The organism is Streptomyces sp. NPDC001027 (genome assembly GCF_040299045.1).
Classification (GTDB): Bacteria; Actinomycetota; Actinomycetes; order Streptomycetales; family Streptomycetaceae; genus Streptomyces.
Window position 1 is genome coordinate 1 of the sequence record NZ_JBEPBI010000547.1, and the last position, 1,812, is coordinate 1,812.

1 protein-coding gene is annotated in these 1,812 nt (G+C 70.1%); it reads right to left on the reverse strand.

The features are described from left to right. Window positions 1-67: 67 nt before the first annotated feature. Window positions 68-1,648: an IS1182 family transposase gene (locus ABT300_RS43760; protein ID WP_351688681.1), complete on the reverse strand. Its 1,581-nt coding sequence runs from the start codon at window positions 1,646-1,648 to the stop codon at window positions 68-70. Window positions 1,649-1,812 lie beyond the last annotated feature (164 nt).

A 1,812-nucleotide genomic window follows, 5' to 3' on the forward strand; every position in this document is an offset into this window, starting at 1 on the left:
CTGATCTAGAAGGCTGATGAAGATCTTGGTGAGGGCTGTCCGGCCGTCAGGCCGGACAGCCCTCCGCTCATGCACTGGCTGGTGCGATGTGCCAGGTACCACTGGTGTGGATGAGCCCGAGGTTGATCAGCCGGCGGAGGTTGAGGGCGGCGGCTCGGGTGTGGAGCCAGGTGTCGTTCTTGATGGTGCCGCGGTAGCGCAGACGGCGGTTGCCGTGGTGGACGAGCCAGGCGACGGCGCGTTCGACGGGGGGCCGCCAGCGGCGGTAGTCGGCCTGCCAGCCGGGGTCGGCGGCGGCCTGGTGGCGGGCGGCTGCGAGCTGGTCGTGGTGGGGGCGGATGGTCAGGATGCGTCCGGCCTTGGCTTTGGTGCACCGCTCACGCAGGGGGCATCCGGTGCATAAGTCCCCGAAGAAGGCTTTGCGTTGGTGATGCTGCCCGCCGGGGACGGACAGAGCCACGGTGTGTCCGGCCGGGCAGGTCACGGTGGCGGTGGTGGTGTCGACGGTGAAGTCGTCGAGGGTGAAGCCGCCGGGGACGGCGGGCCGCAGTGGTGCGGGCTTGAGGAACAGCCGGTGTCCGGCCTCGTGGAGGGCCTGGCGGGCGTCGCCGGTGGAATAGGCGGTGTCACCGAAGGCGTCCACCGGGGTGTCCTCGTCGGCGAGCAGTTCCTGGCCCACAGCGGCCTCATGGTACTCGGGCCCGGCGCCGGGCCGCAGGGCGACGGCGGTGTATAAGCCGGTCTCGGGTTCGATGGCCAGGTGGGCCTTGAAGCCGTCCTGCCGGTGGCTGCGGGTCTTGTGGACGTGCCGGGCTTCCGGATCGACGGTGGAGACCATCCGGTTCGGGACGGTGCCCCGGGCGATGCGCCAGCGTCCGTCGCGGCCGTCGGAGTCCTCGGCGGGCTCGACGTCCTGGCCGGCGACCAGGGCCAGGATGCCGACCGCGTTCGCGGCCTTCTCGCCGAGCTGCTGGCCGGGCAGGTGGCCCAGCAGCCGCAGGGCATCGGTGACCAGCGCGTCGACCAGTTCGGCGCGGGCCTGCTCGTCGTTCCAGGCGATGCGGGGCTTGCCCGGGTCGGCGTAGTCGTGCGCGCTGCAATGGACAGCGGCGACCGCGCCGGCGCCGGGGACCTCGCGGATCACCGCCCGGACGGCGGCGATGATCTGGGTGACGGTGTCCTGGGTGGCGACCGCGTCGTCCAGCACGGTGGAGTCCAGCGCCCGGCGGTGCTTGCCCTTCAGGACACCGGTGGCCTTCACGACCTCGCGCACGGCCTCGAAAATACGGTTCGGGCGGGCGGAACGGGCCAGTCGGCGGCGGAAGTAGGCCAGCAGCGACGGGTCGAACGCCATGTCGTTGAGGCCCAGTCCGCATGCGGCCTTCCACCGCAGGTCGCACCGCAGTTCCTGGACCGTCTCGAAGTCCGACAGCCCGTGCAGGGCCTGCAAGGTGATCGCGGCGGCCAGGATCTGCGGCGGCATGCTCGGCCGCCCGTTCGCCGACGGATACATGTCCGCGAACATCTCCGCCGGGAACAGCGCACCACGATGCTCGGCCAGGAACGCGAACACACTCCCGGCCGGGATCAACTCCCGACAGGTCTCCCACACATCCGGGCCGACGGTCTCCCCGGCCCACTCGCCCATCGCCACGAAAACGAGTCTGGCCCCGCCGCTCAGGCGGCGGGGCCAGAACCCAAGATCTTCATCAGCCTTCTAGGTCGTGTCTTCAATTGATCTTGAGTGGTGGATCATGGTCGGGTGATACGTCGCCATGAACTGTCCGATGAGGAGTGGGAGTTCCTCCGTCC